This is a genomic window from Vibrio sp. 947 (assembly GCF_033339115.1).
In the GTDB taxonomy this organism is placed as follows: domain Bacteria; phylum Pseudomonadota; class Gammaproteobacteria; order Enterobacterales; family Vibrionaceae; genus Vibrio; species Vibrio alginolyticus.
In genome coordinates this window covers 57799-73838 of the sequence record NZ_JAWOTX010000020.1, presented here as the reverse complement: position 1 = coordinate 73838, position 16040 = coordinate 57799, and the positions used below count along the sequence as shown (strand labels likewise).

At 42.7% G+C, this 16040-nt stretch carries 16 protein-coding genes and 1 riboswitch; of the genes, 7 read left to right on the top strand and 9 right to left on the bottom strand.

Translation table 11 applies throughout. The features are described 5' to 3' along the window. Positions 1 to 152: 152 nt before the first annotated feature. Both pilW and metA read right to left on the bottom strand, forming a co-directional pair. Positions 153 to 878: a type IV pilus biogenesis/stability protein PilW gene (gene pilW, locus R7Q39_RS21420; protein WP_151514736.1), complete on the bottom strand. Its 726-nt coding sequence runs from the start codon at positions 876 to 878 to the stop codon at positions 153 to 155. Between the two features lie 179 nt (positions 879 to 1057). Then, positions 1058 to 1999, bottom strand: a complete 942-nt coding sequence (metA, locus tag R7Q39_RS21415; RefSeq protein ID WP_158159640.1) for a homoserine O-acetyltransferase MetA — start codon at positions 1997 to 1999, stop codon at positions 1058 to 1060. A gap of 340 nt (positions 2000 to 2339) precedes the next feature. Here metA and R7Q39_RS21410 point away from each other — a divergent pair, with 340 nt between their 5' ends. From R7Q39_RS21410 to R7Q39_RS21400, 3 genes are all read left to right on the top strand, one after another. Then, a complete protein-coding gene (locus tag R7Q39_RS21410) occupies positions 2340 to 2726 on the top strand; it encodes a DUF6559 family protein (RefSeq protein WP_017633992.1) in 387 nt (128 codons plus the stop codon). A 123-nt stretch (positions 2727 to 2849) separates the two neighbouring features. After that, positions 2850 to 3185, top strand: coding sequence for a DMT family transporter (locus R7Q39_RS21405; protein ID WP_069593657.1), 336 nt, complete (start codon positions 2850 to 2852; stop codon positions 3183 to 3185). A gap of 420 nt (positions 3186 to 3605) precedes the next feature. Next, on the top strand, positions 3606 to 4556 hold the full coding sequence (locus R7Q39_RS21400; RefSeq protein ID WP_258476683.1) for an LpxL/LpxP family Kdo(2)-lipid IV(A) lauroyl/palmitoleoyl acyltransferase: 951 nt from the start codon (positions 3606 to 3608) through the stop codon (positions 4554 to 4556). Between the two features lie 70 nt (positions 4557 to 4626). Here R7Q39_RS21400 and R7Q39_RS21395 read toward each other — a convergent pair whose 3' ends face one another. Next, entirely contained in the window at positions 4627 to 6099 is a 1473-nt protein-coding gene (locus R7Q39_RS21395; protein WP_258476682.1) for a carboxypeptidase M32, read from the bottom strand. Between the two features lie 251 nt (positions 6100 to 6350). On the opposite strand from R7Q39_RS21395, the gene R7Q39_RS21390 reads away from it, so the two are divergent. Together R7Q39_RS21390 and R7Q39_RS21385 are read left to right on the top strand one after the other, a co-directional pair. Next, positions 6351 to 6986 (top strand): LysE family translocator, encoded by a 636-nt coding sequence (locus R7Q39_RS21390; protein WP_017820932.1) that lies wholly within the window; start codon positions 6351 to 6353, stop codon positions 6984 to 6986. Further along, the gene (locus R7Q39_RS21385) at positions 6986 to 7552 is read left to right on the top strand and encodes a hypothetical protein (RefSeq protein WP_005385713.1); all 567 of its coding nucleotides are present in this window, start codon (positions 6986 to 6988) and stop codon (positions 7550 to 7552) included. The genes R7Q39_RS21390 and R7Q39_RS21385 overlap by 1 nt, the downstream gene beginning before the upstream one ends. A 118-nt stretch (positions 7553 to 7670) precedes the next feature. Here R7Q39_RS21385 and R7Q39_RS21380 read toward each other — a convergent pair whose 3' ends face one another. After that, a complete protein-coding gene (locus R7Q39_RS21380; protein WP_005377785.1) occupies positions 7671 to 9047 on the bottom strand; it encodes an alanine/glycine:cation symporter family protein in 1377 nt (458 codons plus the stop codon). 122 nt (positions 9048 to 9169) lie between these two features. After that, positions 9170 to 9269: riboswitch (glycine riboswitch) on the bottom strand. A gap of 527 nt (positions 9270 to 9796) precedes the next feature. Here R7Q39_RS21380 and R7Q39_RS21375 point away from each other — a divergent pair. Together R7Q39_RS21375 and R7Q39_RS21370 are read left to right on the top strand one after the other, a co-directional pair. Beyond that, positions 9797 to 9955 (top strand): hypothetical protein, encoded by a 159-nt coding sequence (locus R7Q39_RS21375; RefSeq protein WP_005377784.1) that lies wholly within the window; start codon positions 9797 to 9799, stop codon positions 9953 to 9955. A gap of 31 nt (positions 9956 to 9986) precedes the next feature. Further along, entirely contained in the window at positions 9987 to 10721 is a 735-nt protein-coding gene (locus R7Q39_RS21370) for a chromosome partitioning protein ParA (protein WP_054865581.1), read from the top strand. Positions 10722 to 10811: 90 nt separating this feature from the next. Here the strand turns inward: R7Q39_RS21370 and R7Q39_RS21365 are convergent, their stop codons facing one another. From R7Q39_RS21365 to proW, 5 genes are all read right to left on the bottom strand, one after another. Further along, a complete protein-coding gene (locus R7Q39_RS21365; protein ID WP_054576467.1) occupies positions 10812 to 11195 on the bottom strand; it encodes a hypothetical protein in 384 nt (127 codons plus the stop codon). A 99-nt stretch (positions 11196 to 11294) separates the two neighbouring features. Further along, the gene (locus tag R7Q39_RS21360; RefSeq protein ID WP_005377781.1) at positions 11295 to 11660 is read right to left on the bottom strand and encodes a VOC family protein; all 366 of its coding nucleotides are present in this window, start codon (positions 11658 to 11660) and stop codon (positions 11295 to 11297) included. A 146-nt stretch (positions 11661 to 11806) separates the two neighbouring features. Beyond that, entirely contained in the window at positions 11807 to 13756 is a 1950-nt protein-coding gene (locus R7Q39_RS21355) for an LTA synthase family protein (protein ID WP_318076802.1), read from the bottom strand. Positions 13757 to 13950: 194 nt separating this feature from the next. Then, entirely contained in the window at positions 13951 to 14958 is a 1008-nt protein-coding gene (proX, locus tag R7Q39_RS21350; RefSeq protein ID WP_005385703.1) for a glycine betaine/L-proline ABC transporter substrate-binding protein ProX, read from the bottom strand. After that, on the bottom strand, positions 14951 to 16036 hold the full coding sequence (gene proW / locus R7Q39_RS21345) for a glycine betaine/L-proline ABC transporter permease ProW (RefSeq protein ID WP_005377778.1): 1086 nt from the start codon (positions 16034 to 16036) through the stop codon (positions 14951 to 14953). Before proW ends, proX begins: the two co-directional genes overlap by 8 nt. Positions 16037 to 16040: the final 4 nt, after the last annotated feature.

The window sequence follows — 16040 nt, the reverse complement described above, 5'->3', positions numbered from 1 at the left end:
ATGTGACTTGGTCACTTATTCCGTTCAAATAGTACCGAATTTGACGTTTATGTACAGGATGAATGTATCACCGTGAGTCTGAATTCACCGGATTCTTGGTCAAGCGCAGTATTGGCTGTGAGCTAATGCGCCATCTGTATCGCTATTTTGTACTAAGAAAAATTCTCCAATTGTTTTTGATACTTTTTCTGGAGAGCTTCATTGCCTGCTGCACGTTCAAGTTGAATCATGAGTTGCAAAGAGGGCTTCTTCACGCCATACATTTGATTGAATCTCATTAATCGAATTCTAGCTTCAGTATAATCACCGCTATCAATTTCTATTTTAGCGAGTTGCAAAATCGATTTTGGTCTATGGGGGTCATGATCGATAGCTCTAGTAAAGTAGTATCTCGCTTTGTCTTTATCTTGTGATTTTAGCGCACAAAAAGCTGCATTCTCATAGCTCGCTGGAATAAGGTAGTAATAAGGCTGCTCAATGGCTCGATTAAACATCTGATCGGCTTTTTCGAAGTCACCTCGCTTGCAAAGAAAAGTACCGTAGTTATTGAGCACATTTCCGTTTTTAGTGTGTTGGCGTAGAGAGCGTTTATACATCTGTTCGGCTTTAATATCTTCACCAACCGTTTCGTAGTAGTGAGCCATAGATAATTGCGCGCGATAGTATTGAGGTGCGTGGTTTAAGGCTTGTTGTAAGTTATCATGCGCGCGAATCATGTTACCGCCGTCTAAATAACCTAAGCCAAGTGCGATACGTGATTCTGCCATTGCCACAGGATCGGCTTTAACGACAGGGCTTCCATCTTCTTTCACCGTCACGCAACCCACGAGTGCAAACTGAGACAATAATATTAGTGCACCGAGCTTTGCTGTTTTCATTCTTTATCCCTACATCCCTGAATCTTTCTGCATGATATGAATTACTTAGCAAAAACCTATTGAGGAAAAAACACTATGCGATCAGGTTTGCAAACTGTTATGAAAAAGCCGCCATATGGCGGCTTGGTTCACATATTACATTTCGGTAATGATGAGTGCTTTGTTTGCTTATTTTGAAGCTAATCGTCTTTAGTGAAAGCATCTTCACTGAAGTGCTCGAGGTCGTACGGTGTTTGCTGATAAACACAGTAGTTCAGCCAGTTTAAAAAGAGAAGGTGTCCATGGCTTCTCCAGCTTGCAATTGGTGGGTTATCTGGGTTGTTGTTTGGGTAATAGTTGACAGGAATAGCGGGCTCCATACCTTCGCTTAAATCTCGGATATATTCATTATGTAAAGTGTGAGAATCATACTCAGGGTGTCCTGTGACAAAGACATTTCGTTTGTCTTTTGTGGTGGCCAAGTACACACCTGCGACATCCGATGTCGCTAAAATGTCTAAGTCAGTATGCTCTTCTAGAAAGTGAGGCGAAAAATCTGCGTAACGCGAGTGAGGAGCCAAAAACGTGTCATCAAATCCGCGTAAGATAGGGTGAAACTGATGATGGATTTGATGATGATACACGCCTGAAAGTTTTTCTTTACGCGTTTTTTTAGGTAGATCGTAGAGTAGCTTTAACCCTGCTTGCGCAGCCCAGCAAACATAAAGAGTGGATGTCACATGATCTTTTGCCCACTCCATGATGGTTTTGAGATGATCCCAATAAATGACATCTTCAAATTGCACCAAACCTAATGGAGCCCCAGTAATGATCATGCCATCGAAGTTTTTATCTCGCACCATTTCAAATTGGCGATAAAACGTGTCTAAATGTTCAGTTGGCGTATTTTTACTCGGGCGGTTATCAATGCGCAGTAATTCGACGTTAACCTGTAGTGGGCTGTTTGAGAGTAGACGCAGAAACTGAGTTTCAGTCTCTATTTTTTTTGGCATCAGATTAAGGATCAGTACTCTTAAAGGACGTATTTCCTGACTCGCTGCACGCGTTTCACTCATCACGAAGATGTTTTCTGTCCTTAAGACATCGGTAGCTGGTAATTGATCTGGAATTCTAATTGGCACGACTTTCTCTCCCTAAGCATAGTCAACCTAGACGTCTATACTTCTAAAGCTAACTTAATTAAGTTTAGATGTCGATACGAAATCCGACTTTTCAATCTACTCTTTACATTGTGGTAAACCGTACTCGGGGTTGTCACACAATTGTGACTAAAGCAGAGTTTCTGATGAGATAGGTTTGAAACGCAGTGTGTACTATTTGCTGGTAATTATGCGATCACGTTAATATGTGAAGGTGACTTCGTAGTAAGGAAGTCTCAAATTAATGAGCCATACTAAAAACAATCAGCTCACCATTTTGCATTAATGTGCATATTTGGAAACATCGTCAGTGGAGGACATTATGTTCGGTATTTTCAAGAGAAAGACAAAGATTCAGAGCATCGCTCAAGAAGTTCCTTGCGTGCTACTGCATTCGTTTGGTGATAAAGACATTTATACGCCGGAAGAGATTGATCAAGTTCTTCAAAAGCTGGGTTATGATAAGAGCAAGGATATCAGTCATTATCAGTATGCGTATGGAATGTTTGCCGATGAAGCCTCTTACGAGCTCCTAGAACTAACGGATGAGCTAGGTAATTATGGTCATTTCCAACGTGAAGTAGGTAAGATGCTACTCAATACACCTGAGCCGATTGATATGCATATCTACTTTGAAATTTCTCGTCAGCACCAAAACGTCAGCCTTTCACCTGGTCATCAAAAAGTAAGCGAAAGTGATGGTGTGTAAACATCGTTAGTGGTATTCCATCGTGAGATGAGTTGGGTATAATGCGCGGCCTAATTATCCGGACATGTTGTCGGTTACATTTCTGTTGAGCGTTAATGCCTTATGTTCAAAATGCTTGTCTCTATGCCACCAATGTTGGCGCTGTCGATCGCGATTGTATGTGAAGTGATTGCCACTTCTTATATTCCTAAAACAGAGCAATTTACGAAAGTAATGCCGAGCACAGTCGTTTTGATTGGTTACGGCATCGCTTTCTTCTTGCTTTCCGTCACAGTGCAAACAATGCCTGTCGGGGTTGTTTATGCCATATGGAGTGGTGCTGGGATCGTTTTGGTTGCGACGGTTGGTTACTTTGTTTACGGACAGCGTCTAGACTTACCAGCCCTAGTTGGTATTGGGTTTATCATCGCTGGTGTGTTGATCGTAAATTTATTATCCAAAACAGTAGGGCACGAATAACGCCACTCTACTTGTTAAGTGAATAAGAAGCCGCAGCGAGAAATTGCTGCGGCTTTTTAGTGCAAATTCAATCGCTAATGGCGAGTATTGATATGACGTCTTATTGTTGTATTCATAACGGTCGCATTATGTGATTGAAAAATAGACATTATTTAGCGCATTGAAAATACAAAGTTATGTTTCTTCAAACTTTAGGAAAGGGCAGTAGATAAATCACTCCGATAGATGTTAACGTGGCGACTCATCTTTACTGCTTTTTCATTCCCTACATATTTCTGCAAAGTTCTTATTGTGTAGTGTGTCGAAGAACCATAGAATCCGCGCGCTTTAATTTATGTTATTAGCGTTATCAATGATAAAAGTGCAGTCCATTATCATTGTTTTTATCACTTATAGATGGGCACATCTGACAATACTTACATGAACAAATACAAAAAGCCTGCATTCAAGGCCGAATTTCTTTTGCCTCGTTACTGGGGAACGTTAATTATCATTAGCGTGATGTACTCACTTAGCCTCCTTCCTTTTAAAGTTCAACTAGCTTTGGGACGCAACATTGGTCGTTTAGCTATGCGACTCATGAGAAAACGTCAAGTTACGATCAGACGCAATCTTGAGCTTTGCTTCCCTCATATGGAAGAATGCCAACGCGAAGCAATTCTAAAAGACAACATCGACAATACTGGCATCGCACTTTTTGAGACCGCAATGGCATGGTTTTGGTCAGATAAACGGGTAAACAAACACGTCACGATAAAAGGCATGGAGCATCTAGAGGCTTTAGAGAAGTCAGGCAAAGGTGCATTAATGTTGGCCGTACACTCAATGAATCTAGAGTTAGGTGCTCGTGCTTTTGGCATTAAAAAGTCTGGAACCGGTGTTTATCGCCCAAACAATAATCCGTGCTTTGATTATTTTCAGTATAAGGGACGCTCTCGCTCTAATCGTACACTGATTGATCGTAAAAACGTCAAAGCCATGCTTGAAGCACTTAAAACGGGTGAGCGGGTTTGGTATGCACCGGACCACGATTATGGTAACCGACGCTCGACATTTGCACCGTTATTTGCCGTTAAAAATGCTTGTACTACGACAGGTACAAGTTTGTTGGTTGATTCTACAGAATGCGCCATTGTGCCTTTTACGATGGTAAGAGGAAAGGACGGACACTATACCCTAACCATTAGTGCGCCCGTCGAAGGTTTCCCGAAAGAGGATCATCAACGCGCCGCCGCATTCGTGAATCAAATAGTTGAAACATCAATCATGGCAAGTCCGAGCCAGTATATGTGGCTTCATCGTCGGTTTAAAACTAGACCAGAGGGTGAGGACTGTTTGTACAAGCCTAGGCTCATCCCTAGCTTGGCATAACACATAAAGAGCCTACAAAAAGCCCAAGGAACATACGAACCTTGGGCTTTTACTTTCTATTCTTTTCGCTTTATAAGTAGCGATCTTTTAGGTGAGCTTGAAAGTGTTTAGCATTCAGTGTTTCACCCGTGGCTTGTTTTACCAACTCATCAGTGGTGAATAAGCTACCTTTACTCCAGATGTTTTCCGAGAGCCAATTGAATATCGGAGCTAAGTCGCCAGAACGAATAACCGCATCTACATCGACGGTTTGTTTCATTGCTGCTATAAATTGTGCAGCGTACATCGCACCGAGCGTGTAGGACGGGAAATAGCCAAAACTTCCGTCTGTCCAATGGATATCTTGCATACAGCCATTTTTGAAGTTTCCTTCGGTTGATAGCCCCAAGTACGCTTTCATCTTTTCGTTCCAGAGTTCTGGTACATCTGTATGTTTGATGACGCCGTTCATGAGATCTCGCTCAATTTCATATCGAAGAATAACGTGAGCAGGATATGTAAGTTCGTCAGCATCTACGCGAATAAAGCCTTTTTCTACGCGAGTGTAAATTTTGGCTAAATTGTCTTTTTCGAATTCACTACCAGAAAAATGGTTAGAAGCCAGTCGAGCGAGGTGATCGATAAACGCGCTGCTTCGTCCTATTTGCATTTCAAAGAAGAGTGATTGTGATTCATGAATACCCATAGAGCGAGCTTCTCCCGCGGGTGTTCCTGATAAATCTTTTGGTAGCCCTTGCTCGTATCGAGCATGGCCAGTTTCGTGGACAATTCCCATCAATGATTGGACAAACTCGTTTTCATTATAACGTGTCGTAATACGCACATCTGTCGGTACACCGCCACAAAATGGGTGGGTACTCTCATCAAGTCGACCGTGTTCAAAATCGAATTGAAGTAGCTTCATGACTTCCAAACCGAGCGCTTTTTGCTTTTCCGCAGGGTAGTGTGCAGTTGGCAATAAGATGTTGTCTGATTGTTGTTTTTCAAGCGCTTCATCGATCAAAGTAGGAAGCCAGGTTTTCACGTCAGCAAAAAGAATGTCTAACGACGCAGACGTTGTGCCAGGTTCATAAACATCGAGCATGGCATCATAAGGAGTCGTGCCATTTGCTTCGGCTCTAATTTGCGCTTCTTCCTGCGATAGCTTTACGACTTCAGCCCAGTTCTTTTCAAAACCAGCCCAGTCATTTTCTCCACGTTGCGTACGCCATGCATGTTCACATTTGGAGCCAGCAAGAGATTGAGCTTGAACTAATGATTCTGGTAGTAAGTTAGCTTGCTGCCACCCACGCTTCATTTCTCTTAGGATAGATTTTTCTTTTGTAGACAGCGTCTCTTCTTCTGCCTGAGCGAAAAGCTCTCCCAAGTGCGGTTGAGTCATTAAAGAATGGATATGTACATCGAGCTCTGCCGTGGCATTCGAGCGTGCTTCAGCGCCACCAGGTGGCATGACCGCCGCTTGATCCCAATCTATGATGGCTGATAGATGCTCAAAATTTGCCACTTTTTTGGAATGTTCAACGAGTTTTGTAAATGCGTTCATGTGACTACTCTTATTCTTTTGTTCTTTCCCTAAACACCCGATAACGGGTCCTTCATATGGTGTTGCACTAAGCAACCTGCGTTAATTTACTAATAATTAATAATTAATAATTAATAATTAATAATTAACAATTAACTCCAACCCATTGTCCATAAACTCACCCAGTTGTATAGCTCTCTTAAAAAAGAAGCTTGCGAATCTTGTGGATTGGCGGTATTGATGAAGGATTGACAATTAATTATCACGATAATATGGATATTTTGAATTTCGAGGCATTTATTATTGCCATTACGATTTTAACGTTAACGCCAGGTTTAGATACTGCACTTGTTATCCGTAACACTAGCCGATCGGGCCTAAAAGATGGATGTACAACCAGTCTAGGGATTTGCTTTGGCTTATTCGTGCATGCTTTTTTTTCTGCGGTTGGTATCTCGGCGATTCTTGCGCAATCAGCAGAGTTGTTCCAAATCGTAAAAATGATTGGCGCAGCTTATCTTATCTGGCTTGGTTTGAGCAGTTTAAAAGCGCTAATGTCGTCGAAAGATGGATTGACCGTGACCGAGCAGATTCACGAAGTGTTTAATGGTAAGCGCTCTTTTAGAGAGGGCTTTCTTTCTAACGTCTTGAACCCGAAAACGGCGGTCTTCTATTTGGCTTTCTTGCCACAGTTTGTGAATCCAGAAGGTTCACCCTTGCTTCAATCAATGATGATGGCATCTGTACACTTTGCTATTGCGATGGTTTGGCAGTGTGGTTTAGCTGGCGCGCTTAACTCGGCTAAAAATCTACTAAAGAATGCAAGCTTTATGAAGTGGATGGAAGGCGCGACGGGCGCAGTATTAGTCGCACTTGGTGTGAAGTTATTAATTGAAAAACCCGTTTAATGCGTAATATTTATCGATTGTTGATACTACTCGCGGTATTTATTGTGGGGATAGGTGCCGCTGTTGCTTGGCATACGTGGCCACAAGTACAGTTTGCGCAACGCGGCATGATCTGGTCTTGGCACTGGGGCTACTTCGAGCCTTTTGCTAATGGAATACAACAAACGCGAACTCAAGACACTAAACAGTTATTGCTCAGGCGTGTGTATTTGCATGACGCTATTGTCGTTTTTGTTTCGACAACTATGGACAATAAATTTGAGGTCGACGTTGTAAAAGAGCAAACCTGTGAACCTAAAACGACGACTTGGGCTTCGGTCTCTGTCAATCATCAACGTGTCAGGCATGTACCTATGGTGTGCGATGCGTTTGGGCAAGGCTACTTTTATCGCTACATCGGGAAACATCTGGAATCGATTGAGGTTGGTGTCGGCGACTCGTTTGTAACAGAAGCATTTTTAGACTGGCCGCTATCAGAGTTGAAAGCGGATCAATTCAAGCAAAAAAATGCGAAGTTTTTTGAAGAACGTGGAGAAAACGTTGAGCATCAATGGTTGAGAGATTAACCATTTAACCGAAGATAAATAAAGCCCGCTAAATAATAGCGGGCTTTATGTTTTTACCATTTCTAATGTGCTTTGCTCTCCGTTACTGGTAGTTTGTGACCGAACAGCTGTCGTTTCACTAAGCTTTCACTGCTTCAACTTCACCTGATTGCGATGTTGAGCTAAAGAACAGTTTGGTTTCTGCCAGTACGACGTGACGCAGTGCGATCAAACCAATCAGGTTAGGAATTGCCATCAGACCGTTTACGATATCAGCCAGTAGCCAAATCATATCGAGGTGAAGGAATGCACCAGATGCCACCAAGCCAACGAAAATCAGTTTGTATGGAAGCACAGCTTTAGTTCCGAACAGGAACACAACGCAACGCTCACCGTAGTAGTTCCAACCAAGAATGGTGGTAAAAGCGAAGAACATCAAACCGATTGAGACGAGCATAGGGCCAAATGTATCTGCATTTAAACCCACCGCAAAAGCATGAGTCGTCATCGCGGCGCCTGCTAGGTCACTTTGCCATGCACCGGTCAGGATTAGAGCAAGGCCTGTCATGGTACAAATAATGATGGTATCGAAAAAGGTACCCGTCATTGAAATTAGGCCTTGTTTAACACAAGAGTCTGTCTTCGCTGCTGCTGCTGCCATAGGCGCGCTACCCAAACCTGATTCATTTGAGAACACACCGCGAGCGATACCTGATTGGATTGCCAGCATGATGCTTGCACCTAAAAAACCACCAGTCGCTGCTGTTGATGTAAAGGCTGAAACCAGCACTAATTCAACGGCATTGAACAATTGGTCTGCATTCATGATGATCACGCTTAAACACGCCAACACATAAAATACAGCCATGGTAGGAACCACTTTTCCTGCAACGTTAGCAATGGATTTGATGCCACCCAAAGTTACGAAAGCAACCAAAAGAGTTAGTACAAAGGCAGATAGCTCACGGTTAACACCAAGAGATATCTCACTTGCATCCAGAATCGCGTTTACTTGTGGAAACGTACCGATACCAAAACAAGCAACACCTAAAGCAAACACTGCAAACATGATCGCGAGAGCTTTTGAGCCAACACCGTATTGCAAGTAATACATTGGGCCACCAATCATTTGGCCTTTATCATCGACTCTTCGGTACTTAACCGCCAACAAACATTCGGCGTATTTAGTCGCCATTCCGAAAAGGGCAGCGAGCCACATCCAGAATAGAGCGCCTGGTCCACCGAGTTTGATTGCTGTGGCAACACCAACAATGTTACCAGTACCAATTGTTGCTGAGAGTGCAGTACAAAGAGCTGCAAAGCTAGAAACGTCACCTTGAGTATTAGATGACTTATCTTTACTGAATACCATCGCTAGCGCTGTTGGGAGGTGTTTAAACTGGATCAAGCCAAGGCTAAAAGTGAAGTAAACACCTGTACCCACTAGCAAAATAAGCAGCGGTGGACCCCAGACAAAATTATCGATGGTTTGTAGTAAAGATTGTAGGTTGTTCATGATTTCCCCTTAATAAAACAACTAATAAGGAGAAGAGGGAAAGGACGAGATCAACGATCTCTAAAAGAACTAAGCTATTGGCTGTAGGCGGGAAGGCCAAGCAAAATAGTTAGGTTGTAACTTTCCACTCCTCTGTCCTTTTGCCTGAGAGTTTCACCTTGCGTGAGTGCAAGACTTGCTCCTTCGGCGACCGATTTAACGGTTCTCTCCAGAGGTTCCTCCAACTACAGTCCCCGCTACCTAGGTAGCACCTGAAATAGTTAATTCTTCGGCGAGTTATGCTAATCAAATGTTAAAATTTGATTAATAACCACTCTCCTGCAGTCTTCATCGGAACAATTACTCAATTAAATGAGTAAAGGTTAGTTAATGATGCTGGTCATCATTAACGTGTGAACTCTATCATGTTTTTGGTCCATTTCAACACCCTATGTCAATTTATTTTTAATGAAATAACCTCATCAATTTTCATGAAGGTATGTTTGCCAATCTTTTTGTGCGAGTCACGGCATAAATAAAATTTATTGGGTTAGGGAATGGAACCCAAAAACACTTCAGAACGATAAATGTGTTTCGATCGTTACGACATAAGTTATTCAATTAAGAACACAAAATTGATTAAAATCGGAGCACTTATTTTAAAATCTACGCTAAGTTGACCTTATGGTACGTATAAATGGGTTACAATGAATCTTTGTGAAACAGTCTACGGACCTAGGCAGTTTTTCATAAGTGGACAAGGAGGCGGTATGACCAGATTATTAGCCATTGCGGTGTTGATTGCAGTAGCATTTGTGCTGTTTCGTTATCGAACCAATGAAAAAGTCCAAAAAGCGACCGTTATAACATTAATTGGCGCATTTCTGATTTATACAGCATCAATTATGTTTGCGGAATTGATCCGCTAGCAAAGTAAAAGAGTCCTTGGAGTAGTATACGGTGAGTTCTCAGAACAAAATGGAAGAGCAAGACGACGTAGTTGTCATTGAAGAGCGTGACAAACGTACGCATATCTATATCGCAATCGCTGCGGTGTTAGGCTTGGCATTTGGTGGCCTTGTTGGATCGGTTGTCACTGCGAACAAGTGGGAATCGACTTACCACGTATTAGAAGAAAAGTATCAAGCACTAACGCAAGATAGAACCCAGTTGGCATCTCAAGTAAAAGTGCGGGAAGAGGCGCTCGACCAAGAAATACAAAACCAAGTTAGTGAGTTACTCGCCGCGAAAGATGAAGCTCATCAGAAAGCACTTAAGAAGTTGCAAAAGCAATTGACTGAGGTCGAGAAGGTCAACTTGTCACTAGAGTCTCAATTGAAGCAGCAGGCAGATAAGATCAACACGACGAAGTCAGAAAATGAGAAGTTGAGTCGTCAAGCGGATATGCAAGCGACTATGTTTGAGCGGTCCCGCGAAGTATTCCAGAAAGAGCTGAAAATTTCGCAAGAATTAGAGTCTCTCGAGAAAGAACGGTCGAAATTATTACCTAAGATTGAGAAACTCAAGAAAGAGTGTGACGTATTTTTAGAAGGCAAATCTTGGGACGTGAAGTCGGACGCGTGTGATAAACATGATGAAGCTAATTCACGACTAAGTCAGGTCGATCAAATGATTGAAGTCTATAAAATGGACCTCAAACAAATCAAAGCAATAACGGAAGATATCGGCCTTTAAGTCTTTTGTATCCGATTTTTGAAAAGCAAAAGGAGCTCTTTAAGAGCTCCTTTTTCGTTGTTAGCTATGACTTTTAGCCTGTCGCGTATATTAGATTCGTGAGGCGTCATAGCCTGAGGCGAGCAGGAGCTCTCGTTCGTGTTTAATCAGCTGAGCTCGATCTTCAATTAGTTCATTGAGTGCTTGAGATGGCTTACCTGCTAATGCTTTGAACGAATCAAAAGATTCCGCGGTGTCGATTTTATCAATCATCTGACTGATGACATTACGAGCCTCACACGGGTTACTCGTCGTTGTAAAGTATTCTACTTGCTTTGCTGCCGATTTCATCTCAGTTAATAGCTCAAGCGGGCTACTTTCTTTGGCTACTGCCATGTAGTTATCCAGCACGCGCTTTGCATAAAGCAGTTCTTTGAGGGGGATATCTCTTCCGCTCTCGATTAGGGATTCGCTAAGGATCATACTTGAGCTCATGGGCATTCCTTCTTATTACTACGCCGCTTTTGATGTTTCCTTGAGTCTAATTTATTGAAGTCACATTGGGAATGGGTAAAAAGCATTTTTAACGCATTTTTATTCATTTATGAAAACACGAATGCGATGCTTATCTGGATCGATAGCCATAAAATTTAACCCATACACTGATGTCGCTGGTGGTTGAACAAACTCAACACCTAGGTCTTTCCAGCGCTTGTAAATGCGCTCTAGCATATGACTATTGGGCACCGATAAAGACAACTCGGTGCCACCACCTCTAATTCCGCTGTAGGGTGAAAGATTATCTCTTTGCTTGAGTGTCAACGTTAAGCCTTCGGTCAGTGGAATAGCGGCGAAGGTTGGAGACAACTGCGTGACTTTGCGTTCGAACAGTTTCGAATAAAAAACTTGGCTTATGTGGATGTCCTCAACGTAGAGAACGAATGAATTGATAGTCAGCATGGTTTGTTCCTTAATCAATTAGAAATAGTAGGGGCAATCTAACGGAAAGGAACGACAGGAGTTGTCAGTAGAACATTCTCGAAGGTAAGTGACAGAATAAGAAAAAGGAGCCGTTTAGCTCCTTTTTATCAGCGGAATCATTGGTATTAATGAGTGTGTTTGGAAGAATACCAGTTGTTTTGATACGCTTTAGATGCAAATAATGCGTTTGCTTTTGCACGCTCGATAATAGATTCGTCCACCTCTAGCGGCTTCATGGTTTGGTCTTTAAAGTCGTACGCTAGGGTCGATATCTTTTCACCAGGGGAAAGCACAACGAGATTGTCGCGCGTTAAATAACCAAAGTTTTTGTCGTATTGCATCATTGCGCGTTCATCGTCGCGAGCCAGTGGCTTCGTTAAATCACGACCAATCATCGGTGTTTTAGCATCTACCCCAATCAGAGATAACAGTGTAGGCGGCATGTCTATGTTGTTTGCTATGCGGTCATCTTTACGTGGTTGAATGCCTTTACCAAGGATCAATGCTGGAATGTGAAAGTGCTTAACTGGAACAAGGTTAGCGCCAGAAACACGTGCATCATGATCTGCAATTACAATGAAAATGGTATCATCCCAATAAGATGACTTTTTCGCCTTTTCAAAGAAAGTGCCCAAAGCGTAATCGGAATATTTAACGGCGTTGTTACGCGTCATATGTTCTGAATCGTATGGCTCAATTTTGCCTTTTGGATACTCATAAGGGCTATGATTACTTGACGTAAAAACTAAGCTAAAAAAAGGTTTGTCGCTTTTTGAAAGGCGTTCAAACTCTTCGTTTGCTTTGTTATATAGATCTTCATCACTAACACCCCAAGAGCCAACAAAGCTTGGGTTGTTATAATCGTCTTCTTCTACTATTTGATCAAAACCGTTACCAAAGAAGAAAGTTTTCATGTTGTCAAAGTTGGCTTCACCGCCGTAAATAAATTGCGTGTGATAGCCTTGAGCTTTCAGTAAGTCCGCGATAGTAAAGAAACCCGTTTGGCTTTTACTCAGCTTCACTACAGCGCGAGAGGGAGATGGAGGAAAGCCCGTGGTTACGGCTTCAATTCCACGAACAGAACGAGTACCAGTGGCGTACATTTGTGTGAACTGCCAACCTTCCTTCATGAGTTCATCAAGGTTTGGTGTTAGAGGCAAACCGCCCAAAGCACCGACAAATTGGGCGCCTAAGCTTTCTTGTAGCAAAATCACTAAGTTTTTATGTTTACCCTGGTAAGTCGCGGGGTTACTGTTCATGGTTGGGAGTAATGAAGGGGTGAAGTCGGACTTTGTTGATGAAGTGCGAACTAATTCCAACATCTTTTGAGTGTCCATTTTTCCGTAGAACTGCTCAGCACTCTTTTCTGACTTCATGCTATTAACCGCAAACAACAATGAGTAAGATGAGTTCAGTGCTAAGTCGTTAAGCAGTGGATCGTTAGAAAAGGCGACCATAGCAGGATTTAGCGGGCGGTGACCTAAAGATGAGCGAGCACCTGCAACCCCAAAAAGAACAACGAAAAGTGCCAATAGTGGTCGCCATTTCCAGTTGACCTGCTGCGCCTTATCGGTCAGTTTCTTACTCCACTTCCAACCTAAAGTGATGGTTAAAACTGTACCTAACGCACCAATAAACAGTTCTAATTTGTAGCCAGTCCAGAGCATACTCAAGACTTCTTTTGGGTAGATTAAGTATTCCACAAACAGGCGGTTTGGACGTAGGTCGTATTCCTGAATGAATGGCGCTGTTGCGAGCTCCATGTATACAAGCACCCAAAGCCCTAAAACCATCCATATGCGTAATATTCGCTTCCAACACTCTCCCATCTTACCGGTTAATGGCATGAAGGTTGAAAACAGTGCTGGAAGAATAAATAACCAGCAAAGCGTTGCAATATCTACGCGCAAACCTTGACCTAGGATGTAAATTAAGTCGTTTAGAGAGTCAATACGGTCAATCTGCCAAAAAGCTAGCAAAACTCTTGAGATAGACAGAAATAGAAGCGAAAACAAAGAAAAGGCAGCAATTGGCTGCAAAGGCCCCCACACAGAGCTCCTTGATAAGTTTTTCATATTTATTCGAATAGTTTAATTGTTATGTTGTGTTGTTTTTAGCAAAGCAAGCGTGAAATAAACGTGAATTATAATGTGGGTTTATGGTCGAGTAGTGTAAGTGTTGGTATGTCTATGTAAGGGGGAGGGGCGTTTGTGTAAAAAAAGAGCCAGTTGATAACACCAACTGGCTCTAGAGGTTGATAAAGGCATGATTACATTGCGGCTTTCTTCGCTTCTTCGACCCATGCGTCGAACTTTTTCTGGTTCGCTTTGATCCAGCCATTTACATGAGACTCGATGTCCGCTGAGCTGTTCTTACCTTGGCTCATCATCATATTCTGAGCACTAACATCATTGATATTTAGTTTGATGATTTCAAACAGCTTTGCAGCAGCAGGGTTGTTTTCTGTAAACTCTTTATTAGCAACGATGCGCATAGAGTTCATCTCGAAGCCGTAGTTCTTACCGTTCTCTAGTGTCGTATCAATGTCCTTACGCTCACCAGGAAGTGAAGAGAATGGCACTTCTAACCACACAACATCTTTCCCTGGAACTAAAACGCCACTTACCCAGTACGGTGTCCAAGTGTAGTAAAGAATCGGATCGCCTTTTTTGTAACGTGAGATTGTATCAGCGATAATCGCCGCGTAGTTACCTTGGTTGTGTGTTACTGTGTCACGAAGTTTGAAAGCATCCAACTGATGTTCAACAACCATTTCACAACCCCAACCTGGGTTGCAGCCAGTTAAGTCCGCTTTGCCATCGCCGTTTGCATCGAATAGCTTCGCCAATTTTGGATCTTTTAACTGACCAATGTTCGTGATGTTATATTTTTCCGCGGTTTTCTTATCGATCAAATAACCTTGCGCAGCACCACTTACGTATTGGCCTTTACGGAAGAACTTATCATCACCGCCAGACATCGTGTACTTATCGGCGTGAAGAGGGAACCAACCAACCGCTAAGAAAGTAGCATCACCTTTAGCAATAGAGGTGTAGCCTACGTTGTAGTCCACTTCTTTGGTCGGTTTAACATCGTAACCAAGCTCTTCAAGTGCGCGGTTTACGATCAACGTTTGAAATGTTTCTTCTGCAACGGTTGATTGAACAGGCTGAACAGTGACACCTTCACCCGGTAGTTCACTTGCCACACCATAAGTTGAAAATGCGATAGTACTTAGAGCTCCAACAGAGAGCGCTTTCTTCCATGAATTATTCATTGATGTTTCTCCTAAGTTTTAGATCGTCTTGGTTCGTCTTTGTTTTCAGTTTTAATAGGTATGAAACAGGACCTGTGTGATACCAGCGAAGTTTAGTGTTGCCCGCATTAACCCCTAACACCTGGGTGATACGGTCTAACAAAATCGCAAGAATAACGATGCCTAAGCCACCAACGGCAGCAAGACCCATATCAAGTCGGCCAATACCACGAAGTACCATTTGGCCTAAGCCGCCAACAGCAATCATTGAAGCAATCACTACCATAGAAAGTGACAGCATTAAGGTTTGGTTTACACCTGCCATGATGGTTGGTAACGCCAACGGTAACTGGATGCGATAAAGCATCTGTTTTTTGTTTGCCCCGAAAGAGTGGCCAGCTTCGATAAGCTCTTCAGGTACTTGCTGAATACCCAAAATAGTCAGGCGCACAACGGGAGGCAGGGCGAAAATGATCGTTACTACTACGCCAGGAACGTTACCAATACCAAACAACATAACAATTGGCACAAGGTAAACGAACGCGGGAGTCGTTTGCATTGCATCTAATATTGGCCTAACAAATTTGGCAGCGGTTTGGCTCCTTGCCAACCATATCCCCATTGGTAGCCCTATAAGCAAACAGAAGAAAACGGCGGTTAACACCAGTGCTAGCGTTGTCATCGCTTGTGACCACGCACCAATTAGGCCGATGAAAACAAGGGATACAAGAGTAGAAAAACCAAGTTTTACATTGGAAAACTGCCACGCTAGCAAAAATAAAATGAGTACCATTATAGGCGCAGGTGTAGACACCAAAGCAGTTTCAAACGACGTTAGAATAAAGTCGATTGGAACTCGTATTGCTTGGAAAACAGGTCGACCATGTTCCACCAGCCAGTTCAAACCGGACTCTACCCAGCTATCGAGGGGTAAAACCGCATCTTGGAATGGGTTCATAATATCGAATGGTGCTTGCTCTACAGTTTCTGAGTTGAGCCAATCATTACTTGGCGCGGCCTCTGTACCTTGCGACCAAGGATCATCTTGCGCAGGAGCAGTATTTGACCAGGGATCATTGTTAGTTTGCTCTGAAGACATCGTG

What these genes read in the sequence shown, in the direction of transcription:
- pilW (WP_151514736.1), bottom strand. Translation starts at nt 878, where the DNA reads ATGAAAACAGCAAAGCTCGGTGCACTAATATTATTGTCTCAGTTTGCA.
- R7Q39_RS21410 (WP_017633992.1), top strand. Translation starts at nt 2,340, where the DNA reads ATGTTCGGTATTTTCAAGAGAAAGACAAAGATTCAGAGCATCGCTCAA.
- R7Q39_RS21405 (WP_069593657.1), top strand. Translation starts at nt 2,850, where the DNA reads ATGCCACCAATGTTGGCGCTGTCGATCGCGATTGTATGTGAAGTGATT.
- R7Q39_RS21400 (WP_258476683.1), top strand. Translation starts at nt 3,606, where the DNA reads ATGAACAAATACAAAAAGCCTGCATTCAAGGCCGAATTTCTTTTGCCT.
- R7Q39_RS21395 (WP_258476682.1), bottom strand. Translation starts at nt 6,099, where the DNA reads ATGAACGCATTTACAAAACTCGTTGAACATTCCAAAAAAGTGGCAAAT.
- R7Q39_RS21390 (WP_017820932.1), top strand. Translation starts at nt 6,351, where the DNA reads ATGGATATTTTGAATTTCGAGGCATTTATTATTGCCATTACGATTTTA.
- R7Q39_RS21385 (WP_005385713.1), top strand. Translation starts at nt 6,986, where the DNA reads ATGCGTAATATTTATCGATTGTTGATACTACTCGCGGTATTTATTGTG.
- R7Q39_RS21380 (WP_005377785.1), bottom strand. Translation starts at nt 9,047, where the DNA reads ATGAACAACCTACAATCTTTACTACAAACCATCGATAATTTTGTCTGG.
- R7Q39_RS21375 (WP_005377784.1), top strand. Translation starts at nt 9,797, where the DNA reads ATGACCAGATTATTAGCCATTGCGGTGTTGATTGCAGTAGCATTTGTG.
- R7Q39_RS21365 (WP_054576467.1), bottom strand. Translation starts at nt 11,195, where the DNA reads ATGAGCTCAAGTATGATCCTTAGCGAATCCCTAATCGAGAGCGGAAGA.
- R7Q39_RS21360 (WP_005377781.1), bottom strand. Translation starts at nt 11,660, where the DNA reads ATGCTGACTATCAATTCATTCGTTCTCTACGTTGAGGACATCCACATA.
- R7Q39_RS21355 (WP_318076802.1), bottom strand. Translation starts at nt 13,756, where the DNA reads ATGAAAAACTTATCAAGGAGCTCTGTGTGGGGGCCTTTGCAGCCAATT.
- proX (WP_005385703.1), bottom strand. Translation starts at nt 14,958, where the DNA reads ATGAATAATTCATGGAAGAAAGCGCTCTCTGTTGGAGCTCTAAGTACT.
- proW (WP_005377778.1), bottom strand. Translation starts at nt 16,036, where the DNA reads ATGTCTTCAGAGCAAACTAACAATGATCCCTGGTCAAATACTGCTCCT.